Below are 22,900 nucleotides of genomic sequence, written 5' to 3' on the forward strand. Positions count from 1 at the left end.
GGTTCTGAATGGAAGGGCCATCGCTCAACGGATAAAAGGTACTCCGGGGATAACAGGCTGATACCGCCCAAGAGTTCATATCGACGGCGGTGTTTGGCACCTCGATGTCGGCTCATCACATCCTGGGGCTGAAGTAGGTCCCAAGGGTATGGCTGTTCGCCATTTAAAGTGGTACGCGAGCTGGGTTTAGAACGTCGTGAGACAGTTCGGTCCCTATCTGCCGTGGGCGTTGGAGAATTGAGAGGGGCTGCTCCTAGTACGAGAGGACCGGAGTGGACGCATCACTGGTGTACCAGTTGTCTCGCCAGAGGCATTGCTGGGTAGCTAAATGCGGAAGAGATAAGTGCTGAAAGCATCTAAGCACGAAACTTGCCTTAAGATGAGTTCTCCCCGACTTTAAGTTGGTAAGGGTTGTTTGAGACTAAGACGTAGATAGGCTGGGTGTGTAAGCGATGTGAGTCGTTGAGCTAACCAGTACTAATTGCCCGAGAGGCTTAACTATACAACACTCAAGGGTTTTGGCTTGTTTTTGATTGAAAGAGTAGGGATTTTAGAGCGGAATGCTTTGAAGTCTGTAAAGAAAAGAGATAAGCTTTAGATAAGCGAAAGAATTATCTTGGCGGCGTTAGTGCAGTGGACCCACCTAAATCCATGCCGAACTTAGAAGTGAAACGCTGTAACGCCGATGGTAGTGTGGGAGCTTCCCATGTGAGAGTAGGGCACCGCCAAGTTTTATTTTGTTAATTTGTTATGATATTAGTAAATTAACAAAATAAAATTTTTTGGCAGCAATAGTGTAGCGGACCCACCTAATTCCATGCCGAACTTAGAAGTGAAACGCTATAACGCCCATGGTAGTGTGGGATTTTCCCATGTGAGAGTAGGTCACTGCCAATTACAAATTTTGCGGAGCGGTAGTTCAGCTGGTTAGAATACCTGCCTGTCACGCAGGGGGTCGCGGGTTCGAGTCCCGTCCGTTCCGCCACTTCACTTAGGGGCGTAGTTCAATTGGTAGAGCACCGGTCTCCAAAACCGGGTGTTGGGAGTTCGAGCCTCTCCGCCCCTGCCATTATCCTATTCCCCTTCTATATTAATTTTGTGTAATGCAAGTAATTCAGAAATATAATGGAATAAATCGAAAACTTTCCCTTTTTTCTTGGAAAAATATGAATTTAGGTTTCATATGCAAATACTAAAATGCAACTTAAACTTTGAGAAAATAGTATGAAATTTAGGGCTAATCTACTGTAGCCCTAATCTGTTATATTATTTACTTAAAACCATTTTAACAAATGAGATGAGAATAGCCATCCTTAAATTATGACTATGATATAGAAGATTAATTTCAATAATACAACATCATCAACTATCGTATGCTGGCTTAACTCTTAGAATATGATTGCTTTATTTCAAACAATAGATTGAAGGAATATATTCTGCTCAAGTTGTTTAATAGAAATGTTAGAGTATCATTCCTATTTTAATTGACCATAACAAAGCTTTAAAGCTATGGATTAAAAGAGGGGACATCCATGAGCTATGAGCGTATAAATACTCAAAACATTCTGACCTTTTCATTCATCCTCTTTCATTGACACACTCATCATTTATTACTGCGACAGAAAGATCTTAATTCCAATAAGTTTTTTCCATTCTTTTAATCCTAGTCGTAATAAAAATGCAAAAAACGTCTCTATTTCCGCTATAATATCCCCATTTTTCATCACAGTTATCGAGAATCTTATGGCTAAAATTACAGAAAACCCACTTGTGTTAGTTGATGGGTCATCTTATTTATATCGTGCGTTTCACGCCTTTCCACCACTTACCAATTCCCTTGGTGAGCCAACGGGCGCGATGTATGGCGTGTTGAATATGCTGAAAAGTTTGATTGCACAGGTGCAGCCGAGCCATATTGCGGTGGTGTTTGATGCGAAAGGAAAAACTTTCCGTGATGAATTATTTGAGCAATATAAATCGCACCGTCCGCCAATGCCAGATGATTTGCGCAAACAAATTCAGCCATTGCACGCCATTATCAAAGCCCTTGGCATTCCGCTTTTGTCCATTGAGGGGGTGGAAGCAGATGATGTTATCGGCACACTGGCGGTGCAAGCCTCCCAAGCGGGCAAGAAAGTCCTCATTAGCACGGGAGATAAAGATATGGCACAGTTGGTGGACGATAATATTATGCTCATCAACACAATGAATAACAGCCTGCTTGACCGTGAGGGCGTGATTGAAAAATACGGCATTCCCCCTGAATTAATCATTGATTATTTAGCCTTGATGGGCGACAGTGCAGATAATATCCCCGGTGTGGCTGGCGTAGGCGAAAAGACCGCGCTCGGCTTGTTGCAGGGCATTGGTAGTATGGCAGAAATTTATGCTAATTTGGAAAAAGTTGCTGAATTGCCCATTCGTGGCGCAAAAAAATTAGGTGAGAAACTACTTGCCTCGAAAGCGGATGCTGATTTGTCCTATATTCTCGCGACAATCAAAACAGATGTGCCATTAGCCGTGAAGCCAGAGGCACTTACACTTGGGCAAAATCAGCGTGATGAATTAGTGGAATATTTCGCCCGCTATGAATTTAAGCGTTGGCTTAATGAAGTCATAGAGGGGGAAAGCGGTTTAACCAAAGGCGATTTACAAAGCGCTAAATTTGCAACCCCTATAACACAAAATGAAAATAAGGTGAAAAGTGCGGTGCAAAATTCGGTAAAAATAGACCGCACTTTATATTACACGGTGGATAACCAAGCCAAGCTCGATGAATGGCTCAATAAAATACAGCGCGCCAACCTCATTGCAGTGGATACGGAAACGGATAATTTAGATGTGATGCAAGCGAACTTGGTGGGTATTTCTTTTGCCTTAGAAAGTGGCGAGGCGTGCTATATCCCTCTTGATCATTTGCACGAAGTGGCGTGCGAAAGCCAATCACAAGGGGATTTGTTTGACGAGTCGGAACAAGCTAGCGAAACCTATTTTGCGCGTGTACCGAACCAATTGGACAAACAACAATGTTTGCAAGCACTTAAACCGTTATTAGAAAATCCACAGATTGAAAAAGTGGGACAAAATATTAAATACGATCTTAGCGTATTCGCGAATCACGGTATTCACTTACAAGGCGTGCGTTTTGACACAATGTTGGAATCCTATGTGCTAAATAGCACAGGGCGACACAATATGGATGAGCTTGCCAAACGCTATTTGGATCACCAAACCATTGAATTTGAAGCCATTGCAGGCAAGGGCAAAAAGCAGCTCACCTTTGATAAAATCGCTATTGCACAAGCCAGTGAATATGCGGCGGAAGATGCCGACATCACAATGAAATTGCATCAAACTTTATGGCCAGAATTGGCGAAAACGGAAAGTTTGGTGACGTTATTTGATGACATCGAAATGCCATTAGTGGGCGTGTTATCACGTATTGAACGCAATGGTGTCTTAGTGGATAGCCAAATCTTACTTGCCCAATCGCAAGAAATTAGCGAAAAATTGACCGCACTTGAAAGTCAAGTGCATCAAGCTGCTGGGGAAACCTTCAACCTTGCTTCCACTAAACAATTGCAAGAAATCTTGTTTGAAAAATTGAATCTGCCAATTATCGCAAAAACGCCAAAAGGCGCGCCTTCCACCAATGAAGAAGTGTTAGAAGAGCTGGCTCAACAAGGGCATATTGTGCCGAAATTACTCATTGAACACCGTGGTTTAGCGAAGTTGAAATCCACTTATACGGATAAACTTCCGCAGATGATCAATCCGCGCACTGGGCGAATTCACACCTCCTATCATCAAGCCGTAACGGCAACGGGGCGATTGTCCTCGAGCGATCCAAACTTGCAGAATATTCCCATTCGTAATGAAGAAGGACGCCGTATTCGTCAAGCCTTTATTGCGCGTGAAGGGTACAAAATTATCGCCGCAGATTATTCCCAAATTGAACTGCGTATAATGGCACATTTATCCCAAGATCAAGGGTTGATCAGTGCATTCCAGCAAGGCAAGGATATTCACCGCTCCACTGCCGCAGAGATTTTTGGTGTGCCACTTGATGACGTAACGAGCGAACAACGTCGCAGCGCAAAAGCCATTAACTTTGGGCTAATTTATGGAATGAGTGCGTTTGGGCTTTCCCGTCAGCTTGGCATTGCGCGTGGCGATGCACAAAAATATATGGATTTGTATTTCCAACGCTATCCAGATGTGCAAACCTTTATGACTGATATTCGCGAAAAAGCCAAACAGCAAGGCTATGTGGAAACCTTGTTCGGACGCCGTTTATATCTGCCTGAAATTCAATCCAGCAACGCAATGCGCAGAAAAGGGGCGGAACGCGTGGCAATCAATGCCCCAATGCAAGGCACAGCCGCGGATATTATTAAACGCGCGATGATCGCCATTGACCACGCCATCAATCAAGATCCAAATATTGCGATGATTATGCAAGTTCACGATGAATTGGTGTTTGAAGTGAAAGAAGAACATATCGCACATTACAGCACGCTAATCCAATCTTTAATGGAAAACGCCGCTGATCTTGTTGTACCGTTAATTGTCGATGTCGGCGTGGGCGAAAACTGGGACGAAGCCCATTAATTCGCGTTAATGCGTATGCAGTTAGAAACAAAGTGCGGTGGAAAATATCCATTTTTTCCACCGCACTTATTTTTATGCGCTTTTATTGGCTTTTCGCCGTTTCGTCTTCTGCCACCAAGGCGACAATACGGCAGAGGGTTGGGATCGCTTGTTCATCATTGATAATCGAAATAAAGCCTTTATCATCAATGGTATATAACGGCACAAATTGTTTATTGGTGGTTTTGTAATCCTGATAGGTATAGCTATCAGTGAGATTGGTAACCTTAATCCGTGCATTTTTTGCTAACATACTCGCCAATTTGGCATAGGTAACATTTTTGCCAAAAAGCCAGTTAGAGCGGTAGTTATCTTGAATATCATAACGTTCCGTTGGGTTGTTATCATCACTGAAACGAATGCGGTAAATGTTTTCTTTATCAAATTCGTGGCGATAATGAATTTCCGACAAGGTGTTGAGTTCTTTATCCGTACTAATAGCGAACATATTGCCTAGCCCAATCAGATCTAAATGCCCGTCTGCGTGAGTAGAAACAGGGTTACCGTAGTAGGTGCGAAGCCCTAACATTCTTGCTTTGGCGACTTCATTATAGTGGCGGCTTGCTACTAGCACTTCCACATTTTGATCTTTTAGAGATTTCGCGATTGCCAACGCCACAGGGTTTGAGCCAATAATCAGTACGCCTTTGTACACAGCCTCTTGCACATTCAGCCATTTTGCAATGGTTTTTGCCCCCAAGCCTTGAATTAACACTGTACCGATAATAATCGTGAATACTAATGGTACGAGCAATTCCACGCCTTGAATGTGCGTTTCCTGCAATTTTATGGCAAATAAGGAAGAAATTGCCGCTGCCACAATTCCACGCGGCCCAATCCAGCTAATCATCAGCTTTTCATTTAAAGTTAAACTTGAACCGATTGAAGAAAACCAAATGGCGAGCGGACGCGCAATAAACATTGCCACGAATAAGAGCAAAATTCCTGCAATGCCCACACTAACTAAATGAGTTAAATTCACTCGTGCAGCTAAAATAATAAACAGGGTAGAAATCAGTAAAACGGTCAGGGACTCTTTAAATTCTAAAATATGATCTTTAGGAAAGCCTTTCCAATTAGCCAATGCCACGCCTAATACGGTGACGGTTAAGAGACCTGATTCGTGGGCAAAATGGTTTGAGGCGGTAAATAACAGTAAAATATAAGCAAGCACAAACACGTTGCGTAAATATTCTGGGATCATATGGCGTTTAATCAAATTTGCTAACAGCCACGCCCCCGCCATTCCGATGACACCTGCTACCGCAATGATTTTCGCAAAGGTGCCGATTTCGCTAGATTCACCGCCAGAAATAATGTATTCATACACTAAAACCACCGCAATCGCGCCGATCGGATCAATGATAATGCCTTCCCATTTGAGAATATTGGCAATATTACTGTTGGGGCGAACACTACGTAATAACGGCACAATTACCGTTGGACCGGTTACACACACTAATGTACCGAAAAGCAGGGCAATGCGCCAATCCACATCAAACAGAAAATAAGTGGCGACGGAAATCACACTGACGGTGATGAGCATTCCTAGCGAAACCAAGAGTTGCACGACCTTGCCGTGTTGTTTAATCTCATCAAATTCTAATGTAAGCGCGCCTTCAAACAGGATCACAGCCACCCCAAGGGAAATAAAAGGAAAGAGCAAATCGCCCAAAATGACATCGGGATTAAACAACTTCAGCACGGGGCCGACAATAATCCCTATCAGTAATAAAAATAAAATTGAAGGTTGTTTTAAATACCAAGCTAACCATTGTGCCACTATGCCTAAGCCGACAATGGCAGATAAAATAAATGCGGTATCCATAAGTTCTCCATAAATAATCAAAGCGAGAAAAGCTCGCGTAAAAAAGTGCGGGCAAAATTCTATCATTTTTTGACCGCACTTTGTTTTTTATTGTGGGACAATAAGTCAGCTTATTCTGCTAATTCTGTTTGTTCGTGCGACATTAGCTCTTGTCCGACATCTTCTAGTAAGCTGATATAGCGTTCGTATTGACGCAAAATATCTGCAATCAGTTCATCACGCGTCATATATTGCACATCATAACCCGTGCGACCATCTGCAAAGTAGGTCATCGGTTGATATGTTATTGAATGTTGAATATGTGGGAGATTTTCATCATCAACTAACTGCGATGAAATTTCGTGGCTCACGGATTTCACCCCGTAGATAAAATCACGCATTGATTCTTTTTTGATGATAAGTTCCACGCTAGGTTCTTCAGCATCCAGTGACGGGACAACGTCCACATTAAGATTGTAAACTTCCACTAACTCTTGCCGTAACTCACGCATTGCAGGCAAGGCAGTACGTTTTAGGAATTTGACAATATCCTTTTCTTGCGTTTGGTTGAGCATTTGCCCCAAACGTTCTTTCCATTTTTCGCCCGTCCATAACAAACTGGTCGGCGTGACTTTCGCGGCGAAATATTTTTGATCCGCATTCAAGCCTTTCCATAAACTCACGCACATCACTAACATCAACATTGCAAAGGGAAGTGCGACTAACAAGGTCATTGTTTGCAGTGTGCCTAGCCCACCTTCACGCATTAGTACAATGGCAAGTACCATCATCACAACACCCCACATCATTGCTTGCCAACGTGGCGCAGAAAGGCTTTTATCGCGAGATGCCATATTATTTAGCACATAAATACCCGAATCTGCCGACGTGATAAAAAATAACGAAATGATCACTAAGGCTAAGGTTCCTGTGAGGGCAGAGAGCGGTAAATAATCTAAGAATTTAAACAATAATTTTTCTGGTGCCGAGGTGAACTCGTGCAATGCCCCGTTCGCCACGTTTAATTCTAACCAAATTGCGCTATCACCGAACACGGTAAACCAAAGAATGCTGAATAAGCTTGGTACGGCTAGCACACCAAAAATAAATTCACGAATGGTGCGACCACGAGAAATACGTGCGATGAACAAACCGACAAACGGCGCCCAAGAACACCACCACGCCCAATAAAGCACCGTCCAGCCGGTAAACCACGCGGTGTTTTCTGTTTCGTAAGCGTAGGTTTTAAAACTTAAACGCACTAAATTGCTTAAATAAATGCCAATGTTATCGCTAAATGTGGTTAATAAATAGAGGGTTGGGCCTGCGACTAAAATAAACAGCATTAGCGTTAATGCTAATCCCAAATTGATCTCACTAAGCAATTTGACGCCCTTTCCCACTCCTGAAATAGCAGAAAACACGGCAATAGACATCACTACGACGATAATAATCGTTTGCAAACCGAAACTATTTTCTTGCACCACGCCCAGTTCAGTTAGCCCTGCCCCAAGCTGAGCTGCGCCAAAACCTAAGGTCGTGATAATCCCGAATAGGGTGGCGATTAATGCCATAATATCGATCACATCGCCAATTTTGCCGTTGATCCGATCTTTCAATAGAGGATAAAAGCAAGAGCGCAATGCCAAGGGTAATTTATAACGGAAACCGAAATACGCTAACGCAAGCGCAATCACCCCATACACCGCCCACGCGTGAATACCCCAGTGGAAAAAGGTGTGTAATAAGGCTTCTTGCTGTTTATGTTCCGCCGATCCTGTGGTGATCGAGGAAAAATAATGGGTGAGTGGTTCTGCTACACCGAAGAACATCAATCCCACCCCCATTCCAGCAGCAAATAACATTGCTAACCAAGAAAGAAAAGAAAATTCAGGCTCTTCTTCATTTGCCCCGAGCTTAATGTTACCTAAGCTACTCACTGACAATACGAATAAAAAACACAGAAAAATGGAAAAGGCTAAAATATAAAACCAGCTAAAATTCGCAAACACGCCCGCTTTTGCCCAATTTAAAAGTGCGGTGGTTTTTTCTGGCAAAATTAAGGTTGCGGCAAGCAACAAAAGCACCAGTAATAAGGTTGCCCCTATGACAAAGGGGTTAAACGATGATCTTTTATGAATAAAAGTAGAAAAAGACACAACAATTATTCTCCTTTATGTTAATGTTGTACGCATTATCAATGCCAATAAGTCAATTGAAATCGCAGTGAGAGCGTTCGCTAAAACAAAAAATGCAAAACAAATTAATGAATGAAATTGCTTCAATTTTGAGCTAAAAAAGACTATTGATTTGTCTTTCTCAGCAATAAACGTTTATACAACGCATTGAGTTGTACATAACAGTACAAAAAGACGAAAAAATCATACTTTATCAATATGAAATTCTCAAAAACAAACAGATTATAGCATAAAATATCGAATTTTCACAGAGTTTATGATTTTTACTTATATATCAATAAGATAGCCTTACATTTTATAAACTCACTCCCGACAAAAAGGACGTGCTTTTTCTTGACCTTAACCTTAGGATAAGGTTTATTATTTTGCCTTATTTAATTACACAAAAAAGAAGGTCATCATAATGAAAAAAGCTCGCTTGATTTTAATCGGTTTACTTTCCACGACGGCAATGGCTGAAATGCAACACGTGCATTCTGCCCATCAACCTAACGAAATGCAAAATGCGTTAATGGAAAGTATGTCAGCAATGCACAGGGATATGGAAAAAGGAATGCAGTATCAAGATGCCGATGTGGCATTTGCAGCCAGTATGCTACCTCATCACGAAGGTGCAGTAAAAATGGCAGAAATAGAATTAAAATATGGCAAAGATCCTGAATTACGCCAACTTGCGGAAAATATTATTAAAGCACAGCAAAGCGAAATCCAATTTATGCAACAATGGTTGGAAACTCATCAAACTAAACAATAACACAGAAATCACGCCCAATGATTAGGGCGTGATCTACTTCCCTACGTTTAATCGCGACGAAATTTTCGATCACCGTCGCAAAATATGCATAAAATTTACCTTTATTCTACGCTTTATTTTAAGCTATGCCTCTATTTTGCCAATTTCTACAATAGCAATGTTAAACAACGAAATCGTACTCCGTTTATTACAAATCCCCAAACTTGGCGCTAATAGCATTCAAAAAATATTGGCTGACATTCCGCCTGAACAGCTTTTAGACTATGACGCGATCGCGTTCAAACAAATCGGTTGGACAGAAAAACAAATTCAGCGTTGGTTTTATCCTGAGCGTAAATTTATCGATCCAGCATTAGATTGGGCGCAAAGTGCGGGGAATGTTTTACTGAATTTTACCGAGCAACGTTATCCTTATTTGCTGAAACAAATTCCTTCTGCCCCACCGCTTTTATTTTTGCAAGGAAATATGACCGCACTTTCACAACCACAAATTGCCATTGTGGGTAGCCGTTATTGCTCAAATTATGGGGAATATTGGGCGAAGTTTTTCGCGCAAGAATTAAACCAAGCGGGTTTTGTCATTACCAGTGGTTTGGCATTAGGGATTGATGGCTTTTGTCATCACGCGGTGGTGGCACAGAAAGGGCAGACCGTTGCGGTATTAGGCAGTGGGCTAAATGCTATTTATCCTGCTAAACATCGTGGCTTAGCTCAGCAAATTCTTGAAAATAATGGTGCATTGGTTTCTGAATTTTTGCCCAACCAGCCTCCGGTAGCAGAAAATTTCCCTCGTCGAAACCGTATTATCAGTGGGCTTTCTCTTGGTACATTAATCATCGAAGCAACAGAACGCAGTGGTTCACTGATTACCGCTCGCTACGCCCTTGAGCAAAATCGAGAAATCTTTGCGCTCCCCGGTTATATTCAAAATGGGTTCAGCGAAGGCTGTCATAAATTAATTAAACAAGGCGCAACATTGGTGGAAAACGTGCAGGACATTCTAGACAATCTGCCAAATTATGGCGATAACGCCTCACGTTATGCGGTGGCAAAACAACAAGATCTTCCACTTAATTTAAACGGCTCACCAAAAAACTCAGCCACACAGCCAAATGAGCCACCAAGTTCCCCTGAACTTTACGCCCAACTTAGCCATATTGCCATCAGCCTTGATGAGCTTTCCGCACGGTTATCCTTACCTATTGATGAATTGCTCACCCAACTATTAAGTTTAGAACTGCAAGGTTTAGTGGTAAGTGAAAATGGATTATATCGAAGAGGTTGATACAGCATTACTCGCCCAACACATATTGATACAAGCGATAACTCACTTGCCCTGTGTTTTTTTCTTTTAACAGCTGCCAAGTATTCGGCACACGCAAGGTTTTATTTTTTTCTGTTTCCACATAAATGAGCGCATCTGGCTTGAGCCAATTAAATGAGGTCAGTAAATCAACAGATTGTTGAGCGAAATCGAAATGAAAAGGCGGATCGAGAAATACCACGTCAAACAAGGGATCTTGCGGTGCTTGCTGTAAATAATGCAAGCTATCTTGATTAATCACTCGCCCTTGCTGTGGCGTACATTTCAGTTGCTGTAAATTTTGCGTGAGTTGGTTTGCTACCTGTTTATTAAGCTCTAAAAAGGTAACCTGCTTGGCTTGCCGTGAAAGCGCCTCTAACCCTAATGAACCACTACCCGCAAAACAATCCAAACAGCTCGCATCTACAATATAAGGCATCAGCCAATTAAATAGCGTTTCCTTCACCCGATCCCCTGTTGGTCGCAAGCCTTGTACATTAAGCACCGGCAATTTCCGTCCACGCCAAAGCCCAGCGATAATACGGACTTCACCTTTTGCCAAGTTAGTATGTTGCTTGTGGGTAACAGGATTTTTTTTCATAGGGATTCGCCAAATTATGATAAACTATGCAAACTTTTCGCTGAGCTTAATGCTAATTTTCAGCCTGTTTTTGCGTTGAATAACAGAATAAAATTAAGGCACATAGTTTAGTATAAAAATGGCTTAGTACAAATTCAAAAAATCAGTAATTTTTCATAATAGTGAGCAATTTATGGCAGAAAAAAATAAAAAAGGTGGTTTTTGGTCTTGGTTTGGATTAGGAAAAAAGAAAGAAGAAACATCAAACCAAGCTGAAATACAAGAAACAGAAATCGCAGAGCAAGCAGAATTTTCACAAGAACAAAGTGCGGTGCAAAATCCTGATGTTTTAGCACAAGAAACAGAAATCACAGAGCAAGCAGAACTTCCACAAGAACCAAGTGCGGTGCAAAATCCTGATGTTTTAGCACAAGAAACAGAAACCGCAGAGCAATCAGAATTTTCACAAGAACAAAGTGCGGTGCAAAATCCTGATGTTTTAGCTCAAGAAACAGAAACCGCAGAGCAATCAGAATTTTCACAAGAACCAAGTGCGGTAGAAAATGCGGATGTTTTAGCACAAGAAACAGAAATCACAGAGCAAGCAGAACTTCCACAAGAGCAAAGTGCGGTAGAAAATGCGGATGTTTTAGCACAAGAAACAGAAATCGCAGAGCAAGCAGAACTTCCACAAGAACCAAGTGCGGTAGAAAATCCTGATGTTTTGGCACAAGAAACAAAAATCGCAGAGCAAGCAGTGATTTCACAAGAGCAAAGTGCGGTAGAAAATGCTGATGTTTTAGCACAAGAAACAGAAATCACAGAGCAAGCAGAACTTCCACAAGAACCAAGTGCGGTGCAAAATCCTGATGTTTTAGCACAAGAAACAGAAACCGCAGAGCAAGTAGAATTTTCACAAGAACCAAGTGCGGTGCAAAATCCTGATGTTTTAGCACAAGAAACAGAGATCGCAGAGCAAGCAGAACTTCCACAAGAATCAAGTGCGGTAGAAAATGCTGATGTTTTAGCACAAGAAACAGAAATCACAGAGCAAGCAGAACTTCCACAAGAACCAAGTGCGGTAGAAAATCCTGATGTTTTAGTACAAGAAACAGAAATCGCACAGCAAGCAGAATTTTCACAAGAACAAAGTGCGGTAGAAAATCCTGATGTTTTAGCACAAGAAACAAAAATCGCAGAGCAAGCAGAATTTTCACAAGAACAAAGTACGGTGCAAAATGCTGATATTTCAACCCAAGAAAAACCAAGTGAAGGGGGCTTTTTTAGCCGTTTAGTGAAAGGCTTAATTCGCACGAAACAAAATATCGGTTCAGGCTTTTTCGGGTTATTTTCCGGTAAAAAAATTGATGATGATCTGTTTGAAGAATTAGAAGAACAACTCCTCATCGCTGATATTGGAATGCCAACAACGACCAAAATTATCAATAATTTAACTCAGCACGCAAGTCGTAAGCAGTTAAAAGATGCGGATTTGCTCTATCAACAATTAAAAGTAGAGTTAGCTGAAATTATTAAACCTGTGGCACTGCCTTTGGAAATTGATCATAGCAAAAAACCTTATGTGATTTTAATGGTCGGCGTTAATGGTGTAGGAAAAACCACCACCATTGGAAAACTTGCACGCCAATTCCAAATGCAAGGCAAATCGGTGATGTTAGCGGCGGGAGACACCTTCCGTGCCGCTGCCGTAGAACAACTTCAAGTGTGGGGGGAGCGTAACAATATTCCCGTAGTTGCACAAAGTACTGGCGCGGATTCAGCCTCCGTAATTTATGATGCAATGCAATCTGCAGCCGCACGAAATATTGATATTTTGATTGCGGATACCGCAGGGCGTTTACAAAATAAAAATAACTTGATGGATGAGCTGAAGAAAATTGTTCGTGTAATGAAAAAATATGATGAAACCGCACCACACGAAATTATGCTCACGCTTGATGCCGGCACGGGGCAAAACGCAATTAGCCAAGCCAAACTATTCAACGAAGCCGTGGGCTTAACGGGAATTAGCTTAACCAAATTAGATGGCACAGCCAAAGGCGGAGTAATTTTCGCCATCGCCGATCAATTTAGCCTGCCAATTCGTTATATTGGTATTGGTGAAAAAATTGAGGATTTACGCCCATTTAAAGCAGATGAATTTATTGAGGCGTTGTTTAATACGGAAACGACACATCATTAAGCAAAAAGAAAATCGGAAAGAGACCTTTCCGATTTTTTATTTTTCTTTAACTCACTTTCAAGCAAAAATTTGTAACCTATTTATCCTTCCCCAAAAACTTCACCGCAGTGTCTGGGAAATCCGTGAAAATCCCTGTTGCGCCAGCTTGATTGAGTAACGCATCATACATTTGATTGACATTGCTAAAGAAAGCTGGCAACGCATCTTTACGTACGGTGTAAGGATGTAATTCCATATTATATTTTTTCAATTCTTTCACTAATGGGGTATAAACGACGTTATCTTTCGTAGAATGTTCTTTATCAACCAGCATATACCAACCGGGTCCGACACCGTCAGCATATTTTGCCACTTCTGCCATTGCGCCATCTTTGAACATCCAGCCATAATCATAGTTTACCCACTCACCTTGCGGATTTTTTTCTTCCGTTTCGTGCCAATCAGTGTAGGCTATTAACTGAACCAATTTTAAATCCATACCTAATTGTGGAAGTAATTCTGTTTTAATCCGTTTAAGTTCATTAAAATCAAAGGTCTGTAAATAAACAGGGTCAGATTTTTTTGTATAGCCATATTTTTTTAGCACTTCTAAGGTGGCTTTGGCAATGTCTTTTCCTTCTTTATGATGTAGCCAAGGTGCTTTAATCTCTGGGTAAATACCAATTTTTTTCCCTGTAGATTTTTCTAAGCCTTGAATAAATTCAATTTCATCTTCAAAGGTATGAATTTTAAAATGAGATTTCCACATTGGAAAACGATCAGGATAAACTTGCACTTGCTTTCCGTCTTTCACTTCAAAGTTTTCAGTCATATTTAAAGACTGAATTTCGGCGAGTGTAAAATCAACCACATAATAACGACCGTCTTCACGCTTACGATCAGGAAACTTCGTTGCCACATCAGTTAAGCCATCTAGAAAATGATCGTGAATAACAATTAGATGATCGTCTTTTGTCATCACTAAATCTTGTTCTAAATAATCCGCTTTCTGTCCAAACGCAAGGGCTTTACTTTCTAAGGTATGCTCTGGTAAGTAGCCACTTGCACCACGGTGAGCAATAACGAGCTTTTCTTTGTTATCCATTGTTGGTATTGCAAATGCAGATTGTATGCAGGTGAAAGCTAAGGTGGAACACGCCACAACTTGTGCTAATTTTTTGAGTTTAAACGTCATAAAAACCTCCTTTTAAAGTGCGGTTATTTTTTACAAAGATTTTTGCCAAGAAAAAAGGAAGCCTTTTTCAGACTTCCTTTTGTTTATAGATTATTTGCCGTAGTGATCACCTAATGCGGCTTTATGTTTTGCTTCTTGAATAGTTACGATTAAAAGTAACAACACAGCTAAGATACCCCCTGCGATCATTACATAGAAACCGCCATCCCAGCCGTAATATTCTGCAGCCCAACCAACAACGGCTGAAGCCGAAACTGTACCACCGAGGTAACCAAATAAGCCGGTGAAACCTGCTGCTGTTCCCGCTGCTTTTTTCGGTGCAAGTTCAAGGGCGTGTAAACCAATCAACATTACTGGACCATAAATTAAGAAACCAATGGTTGTCATTAAGATAAAGTCTGTTAATTGATATGGGTTTTCATACCAAGCTTTACCCGCATATTGCGCTAATTCTGACTCTGGTGTTGCTGGGTTAAGCCATAATGCGACCACTGCTGCGGTGGTTAAGATCATAAAAATAAAGCCAGTTAAACCACGTTTACCTTTAAATAAGTGATCCGATACCCAACCACAAATTAATGTTCCCGGAATCGCGGCTAATTCATAAATAGTGTATGCCCACGCAGTCCCTTTGATGTTGAAATGTTTCACTTCCCCTAAATATACTGGCGACCATTTCAAGACACCATAACGAATAAGATAAACAAACACGTTAGCAATCGCGATGTACCATAACAATTTGTTTTTCAATACATAAGTAACGAAAATTTCTTTTGCAGTAAGATCATTTTCGTATGTTTTTTCATTGTAATCATCAGGATAGTCATTACGCCATTTTTCAATCGCAGGCAATCCGCAAGATTGTGGCGTATCTTTCATTACAAAGAAAACAGGGATCGCAGCAAGCATTGCGGCAATACCGGGATAATAAAGGGCTTGTTGCCATACATCTTTAGCTGTCGCTTGCACGCCGTGTTCGCTGAAATAAATTGCACTGGCTAATAACACCATTGCCCCCGGAACCATTCCCCCTACGTTATGCGCACAGTTCCAAATAGAGACGATGGTTCCGCGTTCTGATTTAGACCACCAGTGAACCATTGTACGACCACAAGGTGGCCATCCCATTCCTTGGAACCAACCATTGAGGAAAATCATCACGAACATCACTAAAATGCCCGATGTTGCCCAAGGCATTAAGCCCATTAGGGTCATACATAAACCAGAAAGCAACAAACCACAAGGTAAGAACACTTTCGGATTTGAACGATCCGAAATACTTGCCATAATAAATTTAGATAAACCGTAGGCTAAACCCGCCCCCGTTCCGATAATACCAAGTTCGGCTTTATTATAAAGCCCTGCTTCAATCAACCCTTTTTGTGCTAAATCAAAATTAGCACGCACGAAATAATAAGCGGCATAACCGAAAAAAATTCCCGCAAACACTTGCCAACGCAAACGTTTATAAGTGGAATCTATTTTCTCTTTTGGCAACTCCGCAATATGCGGCGCTGGTTTAAATGGTCCAAACATAGAAATTCTCCAATATTGTTATTTTTTATAAATGAAATACGCTCTTATACGAACATTTCCGCCATATCATAACGATAAAATCAAAAACGAAAAGTAAATAAATTTTAAGATGTGATGTTTATCACAAAAAAATAACAACTTTTTTTCAAGCAAGGATAAATAGTGATCTACCTCACAGAATTTAATACAAAATCGAGCATTTTATTTTCTAAAACGAACATTTGGCGTATGATAGCACTACAAATTGTTATCTTTTTATTTACAAATTTAATGTGGGGGAAAAGCGATGAAAATATCACCGCACTTTTATAAAAATGCAGAGGACTTTTCGCCTATCAATACCGATGTCATCATCATCGGCGGTGGTGCAACAGGCGCGGGAATTGCACGCGATTGTGCCTTACGTGGGATCAATTGTGTATTACTGGAACGACGAGATATTGCCACGGGTGCAACGGGACGTAATCACGGTTTATTACATAGTGGGGCGCGCTATGCGGTCAATGATGAAGAGTCTGCACGCGAATGTATTCAAGAAAACTTAATTTTAAAAAACATTGCCCGCCATTGTATTGAAGATACGAAAGGGCTATTTATTACCTTACCGGAAGATGATCTTAATTATCAAAAAACGTTTCTCAATGCCTGTGATGCTGCAGGTATTGAAGCGGTTGCTGTTGAGCCAGAATTAGCCAAACGCTTAGAGCCGTCAGTAAACCCTCACTTAGTGGGTGCGGTTGTTGTCCCTGATGGATCAATTGATCCTTTTCGCTTAACCGCAGCGAATATGCTTGATGCCAGTGAAAATGGCGCTAAAATTTTTACTTATTGTGAAGTCATCTCTCTTATCCGCGAAGGGGATCGTGTTATTGGTACGAAAGTTTATGATCATAAGAATAAAGTAACACGTCTCTTTTTTGCTCCTGTTGTGGTCAATGCTGGGGGGATTTGGGGGCAAGGTATTGCCGAATATGCGGATTTGAAAATTAGAATGTTCCCAGCAAAAGGAGCATTACTGATTATGGGGCATCGCATTAATAATTTGGTTATCAATCGTTGTCGCAAACCTGCGGATGCTGATATTTTAGTGCCGGGCGATACCATCTGTGTCATCGGTACCACATCAAGTCGCATACCTTATGATCAAATTGATAATATGGTGGTAACTCCTGAAGAAGTGGATATTCTTTTCCGAGAAGGTGAAAAACTGGCACCTTCGCTACGCCACACGCGTGTTTTACGTGCTTATGCTGGCGTTCGCCCACTGGTTGCAACAGATGATGATCCTTCTGGGCGTAATGTTAGTCGTGGTATTGTGTTACTTGATCACGCCCAGCGAGATGGTTTAGAAGGGTTTGTTACCATTACTGGGGGGAAATTAATGACCTATCGCCTAATGGCTGAATGGGCAACGGATTTAGTTTGTAAAAAACTCAATAAATCGGCAACCTGTACTACAGCTAACCGCGCCTTACCCGGTTCAGATGCCACGCAAGAAGAAACCTATAAACAGATTATTTCTCTCCCCACCCCAATTAAAATCTCCGCGGTTTATCGGCACGGTCAGCGCGCCACAAAATTACTTGAGCAAGAACGCCTAGATCGCTCTTTAGTCTGTGAGTGTGAAGCGGTCAGTGCGGGGGAAGTTCGCTATGCGGTAGATGAACTCAAGGTTAATAATTTAGTGGATTTACGCCGCCGTACACGTGTTGGAATGGGGACTTGCCAAGCGGAACTTTGTGCTTGTCGTGCAGCTGGCTTAATGGCTCGTTTTAATGTTGCAACGCCTCGCCAATCTACTACGCAACTCGCTTCTTTTATGGAAGAACGTTGGCGAGGTATTCAACCTATCGCTTGGGGTGAAGCCGTACGTGAAGCCGAATTTACCAGTTGGATTTATTACAGCTTACTCGGTTTGAATGATGTAAAACCGCTTGAAGAACAAGCCACACAGGGGACAGATAGCAATGAAATTTGATGTAATTATTATTGGCGGTGGCTTAGCAGGATTAACTTGTGGCATCGCACTACAACAGCAAGGCAAACATTGCGCCATTATCAATAATGGACAAGCAGCGATGGATTTTTCTTCTGGTTCACTGGATTTACTGAGCCAACTCCCTGATGGAAGTGCGGTGGAAAATTTTGTTGAATCTTATCCACAATTTGCCCAACAACTGCCTCATCACCCTTATAGTTTATTAGGTCAAGAGCAGGTGATCGCAAAAGCACAGGCATTTGAGCAATTCGCTCAATCACTGAATTTAGCACTGATTGGATCATATAAAGAAAATCATTTTCGTGTTACCCCTTTAGGTGGATTGCGACGTACTTGGCTTTCAGCAGATAGTGTACCGACATTGCCATTATCACAAACCGCCTATCCACATAAACATATTGCCGTATTAGGAATAGAAGGCTATCACGATTTTCAACCCCAATTACTTGCGGATAACCTGAAACAAAATCCACAATTTGCCCATTGTGAGGTAAAAATTGGCTACTTATCTATTCCGCAACTGGATGAACTTCGCACAAATGCAAGGGAATTCCGTAGTGTCAATATCTCTCAAGTCTTGGAATATAAATTGGCATTCAGTGAATTAGTCCAAGAAATAAAGCAAGCCGCAAATGGGGCAAGTGCGGTATTTTTACCGGCTTGTTTTGGCATTGAAAATCAAGCCTTTTTCCAGAGTTTAAAACAGGCTTCAGGACTGAATTTATACGAATTACCAACGCTCCCACCTTCATTATTAGGTATGCGTCAGCGTAAAAATTTACGTGCTAAGTTTGAGAAATTAGGGGGAATGATGCTAAATGGCGATAGAGCATTGCGTGCTGACATTGCCGATCAACAAGTTAAAGCGCTTTACAGCCAATTACATCAGGATGATGCGCTTTATGCTAATCATTTTGTACTGGCTTCAGGGCATTATTTTAGCTCAGGCATTGTGGCAGAGTTTGAGCGTATTCGAGAACCCATTTTTGATTTGGATATTGTGGGTAATGGCGATTTTGATAATAACAATCGTCTTTCTTGGACGAAAGATCGTTTCTCTGCCCCACAACCTTATCAAAGTGCGGGGGTAAAAATTAACGCAAAATGCCAAGTACAAAAGTGCGGTGAAATTTTAACGAATTTATACGCTGTGGGATCAGTGATTGGCGGTTATAACAATTTAGAACTCGGCTGTAGCTCTGGCGTGGCAGTGGTTACCGCACTTACTGTGGCAGAACAGATTCTGGCAGGGGGTAAATAATGAACATTCAACAATTAATCGAAAATGCAAAACAAAATGCCGCATTACCGCCCTCTCATCAATATGTAGATAACAGTTTTGAGAGCTGTATAAAATGTACTGCTTGTACTGCAGTTTGTCCTGTATCAAAACAAAATCCGCTCTATCCCGGTCCAAAACAAGCAGGCCCAGACGGAGAACGCTTTCGCTTAAAAAGTGCTGCATTTTATGATGAAGCACTCAAATATTGCACCAACTGCAAACGTTGTGAAGTGGCTTGCCCTTCAGATGTTAAAATCGGTGATTTAATCGTACGAGCGAGAAATAATCACCTGCAAGCGCAAAAAAAATCGCTTATTCATAAATTACGCGATGCGGTGTTAAGTAATACGGATATTATGGGTAAGCTCAACACGCCATTTGCCCCTGTGGTGAACACCATTACAGGGTTAAAGGCGACAAAATTTCTGTTAGAAAAAACATTAAAAGTCAGTAAACACCGCAGTTTGCCGAAATATTCTTTTGGTTCATTCCGTCAATGGTATAAAAATAACGCCCTTGAACGTCAGCGTTACTATAAAGATAAAGTCGCCTATTATCACGGTTGTTATGTAAATTATAATAATCCTCAACTTGGTAAGGATTTAATCAAGGTTTTCAATGCGTTAGACATTGGTGTGATGTTGTTGGAAAAAGAAAAATGCTGTGGCTTGCCATTAAGTGTGAATGGTTTTCCTAAACGGGCAAAAGAATTAGCGAAATTTAATCTTGCTCAACTTGAAAATACCATTATTAATCAAGAACTTGATGTGGTTGGCACATCTTCTAGCTGTACAATGAATCTGCGTGATGAATACCATCATATTTTAGCTATGGATAACGCCAAAGTGCGTCCGCATATAAATATTGTGACTAAATATTTATATCAACGCTTGCAACATCAAAAATCACCGCAATTTAAATCAATGCCGTTAAAAGTGGCTTATCACACAGCTTGCCACGTGGATAAAGCTGGCTGGGCGCCTTATACCCTTGCGTTACTTAAACTTATCCCTGATTTAGAGGTGGTGATGCTACCAAGTCAATGCTGTGGTATTGCTGGCACTTACGGCTTTAAAGCCGAAAATTACGAGGTTTCTCAAGCGATTGGTAAAAGCTTATTTGAGCATATTGAAGAAGGGCAATTTGATTTTGTTATTTCTGAGTGCGAAACCTGCAAATGGCAAATTGATATGTCTACTCGCCTTACTTGCTTACACCCCGTAACCTTACTTGCCAAAGCCCTCGCTTAAAGATAAAAAGGGATAGGATTTCCTCTCCCTTTTATTTCACAAGTGCGGTGTTATTTTTTCCTGTTTTGTCTCATCGCCTTATGTTAATCAGATGAAATAATGAACATTATTCACAAATATGTACCACGGTATTACTCGCTTCAAGTAATTGGCTGATCGTGTCAGACGGTGGGGTATCGGTAAATAAATGGCTCAACTCTGATAACGATCCAAGACAAACCATTGCACGGCGATTAAATTTAGAATGATCCGTAGCAAGAATGGTATTACGCGAACTTTCAATAATGGCACGCTTCACTTGAACTTCGTGGTAATCATAATCTAGTAAGGTACCATCGGCATCAATGGCACTAATGCCTAAAATACCAAAATCTAAGCGAAATTGTTTAATAAAAGCCACTGTCGCTTCACCAATAATCCCGCCATCTTGGCGTAATGAACCGCCTGCCATCGTAATATTAAAACTTTTATTCTGCATCAAAATATAAGCGGCATTGAGGTTATTGGTTACAATGCGTAAATTTTTATGATTTAACAACGCATTTGCTACTGCTTCTGGTGTCGTACCAATATCCATAAATAAAGAAGCGCCATTTGGAATAATCTTTGCAACTTCAGCCGCAATTCGTCTTTTTTCTGCTGAGAAAAAATGTTTCCGTTCTACATAATCCGAATTTTCAGAGGTGGATGGCGAAGCTGCGCCTCCGTGATGACGGCTAATTAAATTATTTTCCGCAAGCTCATTTAAATCACGCCGAATGGTTTGTGGACTGACACCTAATAAATTAACCAGATCTTCTGTGCTAAGATAGCCATTTTGTTTCACTAAGGAAATGATTTTTTTATGGCGAAGAGATTGTTTCATTTCTTATTCCTAACTTATGTTGTGTTTATTTTTTAATGAGACTGTTGGGATGACTTAGCAAGATTTTTAGCCCAGCCAGTATAATGCCTGTAAGAAAACCACTAATATGTGCGCTATTTCCCATCGAAATCCCAATCAATGGGCTAACAAAACCAAAGGCAATACCAACAAGAAGCATAGTAAAAAAGCCTTGCGGTAGATGAAAGAGCGACTGGCGACTCAATTTATCTAATACAAGAACATAACCCAACACCGCATACACGACACCAGATAAGCCAAAAAATGCGGGGCCCGAGGCCATATTTTGAGCAAAGCCACTGATAAATGCGGAAAGCAAATACAATAGAACAAGGGTTGTTGTGCCAAATTTCTGCTCAATTTTCCCTGCAAAAATCCACCACCACACTAAATTAAAGGTGATATGCCAAAGGGAAAGATGCACAAGGCTGTGCGTAAAATAGCGCCAAAGTTCTGCTTGTTCCGCATAGCTGTCAGGATAATGTGTTGCTAACAAAATTGGCTGATTAAAACCGAGCAACTGAAAAAGGTAAACGCACAAACAGAGTGCGGTTAAAAAAACGGTGAATTTTTGTTGTTTCCATTGTGAAAATGAAGGTAATTTCCACCGCACTTTATTTTCGTTATCTTGTTCAAGTTTGCCCGTTTCCCAGCTGGCCTGTTGATATTTCTCTGCAAAAGGATGGCGAAGAAATTCATCACGCTCTTGCGCTATTTGGCTTAATTGTGGGCAATCCTCCGCCACATATACAGCAAGCATAATGCCATATTTTGTTTGCTCTTCTTTCACTTCAAGTGGCACTTGATATTTCTGCGCAATATAATCACGAAAGTAAAAGGCAAAATTGCTGATTTCACTACCAAATAAACGTTGCATTTGTTATATTCCTTTCTCCCAAAATATTGAATAAATGATTGCTGAATATGAATAAACAAAAAATGCCTACTGGCTTTAGCCCTTTCACTTGGGCGCTTGCCATTTTCTGCCTGCCCATTTTGTTATGGCCTTTGGCGCTACTTATCTCGCCAAATTTATTGAAAAACCCAAGTTTGAGCGATTTACAAATCACGTTGATGTCCATTTTTTTCTGGGTTTACCCGCTCATTTTAGGCATTAGTGCAAGAATACTTTACCTGATTCATCAACGCAATGCACCAAAAGCCAAAGGCTTGCTGTTATTAAGTGCGGTGATTTTTTACGCTATTTTAAGCTATATCTGTGTTGTGGGATTCCGTGCTTAAATGAGGAAATTGCTCATCGCCTGATTTAAGTTCAGAATA

General features: G+C 41.1%; 15 protein-coding genes, 2 tRNA genes and 3 rRNA genes (1 of these 20 only partly in view). 13 read left to right on the plus strand and 7 right to left on the minus strand.

Annotated features, from left to right (window positions below):
• The 6 genes from L5B83_RS11405 to polA all read left to right on the plus strand — a co-directional run.
• Positions 1-502, plus strand: a 23S ribosomal RNA gene (locus L5B83_RS11405) (it extends 2,601 nt beyond the left edge of the window).
• Between the two features lie 113 nt (positions 503-615).
• Positions 616-731, plus strand: a 5S ribosomal RNA gene (gene rrf, locus L5B83_RS11410).
• A 50-nt stretch (positions 732-781) separates the two neighbouring features.
• A 5S ribosomal RNA gene (gene rrf, locus L5B83_RS11415) occupies positions 782-897 on the plus strand.
• 11 nt (positions 898-908) lie between these two features.
• Positions 909-985: transfer RNA gene (locus tag L5B83_RS11420), tRNA-Asp, on the plus strand.
• An 8-nt stretch (positions 986-993) separates the two neighbouring features.
• Positions 994-1,069, plus strand: a tRNA-Trp gene (locus L5B83_RS11425).
• Between the two features lie 674 nt (positions 1,070-1,743).
• Positions 1,744-4,611, plus strand: a complete 2,868-nt coding sequence (gene polA, locus L5B83_RS11430; RefSeq protein ID WP_265778607.1) for a DNA polymerase I — start codon at positions 1,744-1,746, stop codon at positions 4,609-4,611.
• Positions 4,612-4,693: 82 nt separating this feature from the next.
• On the opposite strand, the gene L5B83_RS11435 is transcribed toward polA, so the two are convergent.
• Both L5B83_RS11435 and L5B83_RS11440 read right to left on the minus strand, forming a co-directional pair.
• A complete protein-coding gene (locus L5B83_RS11435) occupies positions 4,694-6,478 on the minus strand; it encodes a cation:proton antiporter (RefSeq protein ID WP_265778608.1) in 1,785 nt (594 codons plus the stop codon).
• 110 nt (positions 6,479-6,588) lie between these two features.
• Positions 6,589-8,616: a BCCT family transporter gene (locus tag L5B83_RS11440; protein ID WP_250351506.1), complete on the minus strand. Its 2,028-nt coding sequence runs from the start codon at positions 8,614-8,616 to the stop codon at positions 6,589-6,591.
• 490 nt (positions 8,617-9,106) lie between these two features.
• Between L5B83_RS11440 and copM the strand changes: the two genes are divergently transcribed.
• Together copM and dprA are read left to right on the plus strand one after the other, a co-directional pair.
• Positions 9,107-9,409, plus strand: coding sequence for a CopM family metallochaperone (copM, locus tag L5B83_RS11445; RefSeq protein ID WP_326938368.1), 303 nt, complete (start codon positions 9,107-9,109; stop codon positions 9,407-9,409).
• Between the two features lie 157 nt (positions 9,410-9,566).
• A complete protein-coding gene (dprA, locus tag L5B83_RS11450; RefSeq protein WP_265778610.1) occupies positions 9,567-10,694 on the plus strand; it encodes a DNA-processing protein DprA in 1,128 nt (375 codons plus the stop codon).
• A 7-nt stretch (positions 10,695-10,701) separates the two neighbouring features.
• Here dprA and rsmD read toward each other — a convergent pair whose 3' ends face one another.
• Entirely contained in the window at positions 10,702-11,313 is a 612-nt protein-coding gene (gene rsmD / locus L5B83_RS11455; protein ID WP_265778611.1) for a 16S rRNA (guanine(966)-N(2))-methyltransferase RsmD, read from the minus strand.
• 571 nt (positions 11,314-11,884) lie between these two features.
• Between rsmD and ftsY the strand changes: the two genes are divergently transcribed.
• On the plus strand, positions 11,885-13,495 hold the full coding sequence (gene ftsY / locus L5B83_RS11460) for a signal recognition particle-docking protein FtsY (RefSeq protein WP_442780650.1): 1,611 nt from the start codon (positions 11,885-11,887) through the stop codon (positions 13,493-13,495).
• Positions 13,496-13,571: 76 nt separating this feature from the next.
• Here ftsY and glpQ read toward each other — a convergent pair whose 3' ends face one another.
• Together glpQ and glpT are read right to left on the minus strand one after the other, a co-directional pair.
• The gene (gene glpQ / locus L5B83_RS11465) at positions 13,572-14,669 is read right to left on the minus strand and encodes a glycerophosphodiester phosphodiesterase (RefSeq protein ID WP_265778612.1); all 1,098 of its coding nucleotides are present in this window, start codon (positions 14,667-14,669) and stop codon (positions 13,572-13,574) included.
• A gap of 90 nt (positions 14,670-14,759) precedes the next feature.
• Positions 14,760-16,205, minus strand: coding sequence for a glycerol-3-phosphate transporter (glpT, locus tag L5B83_RS11470; RefSeq protein WP_250351500.1), 1,446 nt, complete (start codon positions 16,203-16,205; stop codon positions 14,760-14,762).
• Between the two features lie 286 nt (positions 16,206-16,491).
• Between glpT and glpA the strand changes: the two genes are divergently transcribed.
• From glpA to glpC, 3 genes are read left to right on the plus strand one after another with little or no spacing between them, the layout of a single operon-like run.
• The gene (gene glpA / locus L5B83_RS11475) at positions 16,492-18,183 is read left to right on the plus strand and encodes an anaerobic glycerol-3-phosphate dehydrogenase subunit A (protein WP_265762884.1); all 1,692 of its coding nucleotides are present in this window, start codon (positions 16,492-16,494) and stop codon (positions 18,181-18,183) included.
• Positions 18,173-19,465, plus strand: coding sequence for a glycerol-3-phosphate dehydrogenase subunit GlpB (gene glpB / locus L5B83_RS11480; protein WP_265778613.1), 1,293 nt, complete (start codon positions 18,173-18,175; stop codon positions 19,463-19,465). The genes glpA and glpB overlap by 11 nt, the downstream gene beginning before the upstream one ends.
• Positions 19,465-20,736, plus strand: coding sequence for an anaerobic glycerol-3-phosphate dehydrogenase subunit GlpC (gene glpC / locus L5B83_RS11485; RefSeq protein ID WP_265778614.1), 1,272 nt, complete (start codon positions 19,465-19,467; stop codon positions 20,734-20,736). The genes glpB and glpC overlap by 1 nt, the downstream gene beginning before the upstream one ends.
• 106 nt (positions 20,737-20,842) lie before the next feature.
• On the opposite strand, the gene L5B83_RS11490 is transcribed toward glpC, so the two are convergent.
• Both L5B83_RS11490 and L5B83_RS11495 read right to left on the minus strand, forming a co-directional pair.
• Complete coding sequence (locus L5B83_RS11490) at positions 20,843-21,601, minus strand: DeoR/GlpR family transcriptional regulator (protein WP_250351496.1); 759 nt, start codon at positions 21,599-21,601, stop codon at positions 20,843-20,845.
• Positions 21,602-21,626: 25 nt separating this feature from the next.
• Complete coding sequence (locus L5B83_RS11495; RefSeq protein WP_265778615.1) at positions 21,627-22,496, minus strand: rhomboid family intramembrane serine protease; 870 nt, start codon at positions 22,494-22,496, stop codon at positions 21,627-21,629.
• Positions 22,497-22,543: 47 nt separating this feature from the next.
• On the opposite strand from L5B83_RS11495, the gene L5B83_RS11500 reads away from it, so the two are divergent.
• On the plus strand, positions 22,544-22,861 hold the full coding sequence (locus tag L5B83_RS11500) for a DUF5389 domain-containing protein (RefSeq protein WP_265778616.1): 318 nt from the start codon (positions 22,544-22,546) through the stop codon (positions 22,859-22,861).
• Positions 22,862-22,900 lie beyond the last annotated feature (39 nt).

The sequence above is a fragment of the Avibacterium sp. 21-599 genome (assembly GCF_026226765.1).
GTDB lineage: Bacteria > Pseudomonadota > Gammaproteobacteria > Enterobacterales > Pasteurellaceae > Avibacterium.

Excerpts from the sequence above, each read along its gene's own strand:
- dprA (WP_265778610.1), top strand. The coding sequence starts at position 9,567 with ATGTTAAACAACGAAATCGTACTCCGTTTATTACAAATCCCCAAACTT.
- L5B83_RS11435 (WP_265778608.1), bottom strand. The coding sequence starts at position 6,478 with ATGGATACCGCATTTATTTTATCTGCCATTGTCGGCTTAGGCATAGTG.
- glpA (WP_265762884.1), top strand. The coding sequence starts at position 16,492 with ATGAAAATATCACCGCACTTTTATAAAAATGCAGAGGACTTTTCGCCT.
- glpC (WP_265778614.1), top strand. The coding sequence starts at position 19,465 with ATGAACATTCAACAATTAATCGAAAATGCAAAACAAAATGCCGCATTA.
- L5B83_RS11495 (WP_265778615.1), bottom strand. The coding sequence starts at position 22,496 with ATGCAACGTTTATTTGGTAGTGAAATCAGCAATTTTGCCTTTTACTTT.
- copM (WP_326938368.1), top strand. The coding sequence starts at position 9,107 with ATGGCTGAAATGCAACACGTGCATTCTGCCCATCAACCTAACGAAATG.
- L5B83_RS11490 (WP_250351496.1), bottom strand. The coding sequence starts at position 21,601 with ATGAAACAATCTCTTCGCCATAAAAAAATCATTTCCTTAGTGAAACAA.
- L5B83_RS11500 (WP_265778616.1), top strand. The coding sequence starts at position 22,544 with ATGAATAAACAAAAAATGCCTACTGGCTTTAGCCCTTTCACTTGGGCG.
- glpQ (WP_265778612.1), bottom strand. The coding sequence starts at position 14,669 with ATGACGTTTAAACTCAAAAAATTAGCACAAGTTGTGGCGTGTTCCACC.
- rsmD (WP_265778611.1), bottom strand. The coding sequence starts at position 11,313 with ATGAAAAAAAATCCTGTTACCCACAAGCAACATACTAACTTGGCAAAA.
- glpB (WP_265778613.1), top strand. The coding sequence starts at position 18,173 with ATGAAATTTGATGTAATTATTATTGGCGGTGGCTTAGCAGGATTAACT.
- polA (WP_265778607.1), top strand. The coding sequence starts at position 1,744 with ATGGCTAAAATTACAGAAAACCCACTTGTGTTAGTTGATGGGTCATCT.
- glpT (WP_250351500.1), bottom strand. The coding sequence starts at position 16,205 with ATGTTTGGACCATTTAAACCAGCGCCGCATATTGCGGAGTTGCCAAAA.